General features: G+C 46.2%; 1 protein-coding gene. It reads right to left on the minus strand.

The window, feature by feature from the left end:
* Positions 1-33: 33 nt before the first annotated feature.
* Positions 34-1585 (minus strand): nucleoprotein (locus CVV68_RS25160; RefSeq protein WP_146065743.1); only part of this gene is annotated, 1552 nt, incomplete at its 5' end.

Raw genomic sequence — 1585 nt, forward strand, 5'->3', positions numbered from 1 at the left:
ACGCGTGATCAGTAGAAACAAGGGTATTTTTCTTCAATTGTCATACTCCTCTGCATTGTCTCCGAAGAAATAAGATCCTTCATTATTCATGTCAAAGGAAGGCACGATCGGGTTCGTTGCCTTTTCGTCCGAGAGCTCGAAGACTCCCCGCCCCTGGAATGACACATCTTCTGGTCTGGCACTTTCCATCATTCTTATGATTTCAGTCCTCATGTCAGACGTTCTACCCTCATTATTTCCTGTAAATGCTGCCATAATGGTTGCTCTTTCGAAAGGAAGGTTTCTCTGTACTGAGAAAGTGGGTTGAACGCTGACCTGTCCTGCAGATGCCCTCTGTTGGTTGGTGTTCCCTCCGCTTCTGGTTCTTATAGCCCAATATCTACTTCTCAATTCAAGAGTATTGGAGTCCATTGCTTCCATGTTCTCATTTGAAGCAATTTGAACCCCTCTAGTGGATAGCTGTCCTCTTGGGACCATTCTTGTCCCTCTAATGAAACTTGAGACCCTAAGGTCCTCAAACGCTGCAGAGTGGCATGCCATCCACACTAGTTGGCTCTTATGTGCTGGGTTCTCATTTGGTCTAATGAGACTAAAGACCTGGCTGTTTTGAAGCAGACGAAAAGGATCTATTCCAACCAAGGAGTACCCTTCTCTCTCAAAGTCATATCCACTAGCCACTGCAAGCCCGTACACACAAGCAGGCAAGCAGGATTTATGAGCCACTGATCCCCTCAGGATGAGTGCAGACCTTGCCAGAAAAATAAGATCTTCTATTTCAGCATTCCCAGGATTTCTGCTCTCTCGCACTTGATCCATCATCGCCCTTTGTGCTGCTGTTTGGAATTTCCCTTTGAGGATGTTGCACATTCTCTCATATGCAATTCTTGTTCTTCTTCCATTTTCGCCTCTCCAGAAATTCCGGTCGTTGATCCCTCGTTTTATCATCCGAATCAGTTCCATCACCATTGTCCCTATTCCCTTTACTGCTGCACCTGCAGCTCCAGATCTCCTCGGGAGAGTTGATCCTTGCATCAGAGAGCACATCCGGGGATCCATTCCAGTACGCACGAGAGCTCTCGTTCTCTGATAGGTAGCATCATTTAGGTTGGAATGCCATATCATCAGATGGGTAAGACCAGCAGTTGCATCCTCTCCATTGTTCGCTTGTCTCCAAATTCTCCTGATTTCCTCTTTGTCATACAGGATCAGCTCTCTCACCCATTTTCCGTCTCTTCTCCTGTAAATTGGACCTCCAGTTTTCTTAGGGTCCTTTCCTGCACTGGGGTGCTCTTCCAGGTATCTGTTCCTTCTTTCATCAAATGCAGAGAGTACCATTCTCTCTATTGTTATACTGTTTTGAATCAGCCTCCCTTCATTGTCACTGAGTTTGAGTTCTGTGCACATCTGTATGTAGAATCTCCCAATGCCGCTAACCATTCTTCCAACAGACGCCCTGATCTCAGTAGCATTCTGGCGTTCCCCACCAGTTTCCATCTGTTCATAGGATCGTTTGGTGCCTTGAGACGCCATGATTTTGATGTCACTCAGTGAGTGATTATCTACCCTGCTTTTGCTGATCACGCGT

The organism is Arthrobacter livingstonensis (assembly GCF_003219815.1).
In the GTDB taxonomy this organism is placed as follows: domain Bacteria; phylum Actinomycetota; class Actinomycetes; order Actinomycetales; family Micrococcaceae; genus Specibacter; species Specibacter livingstonensis.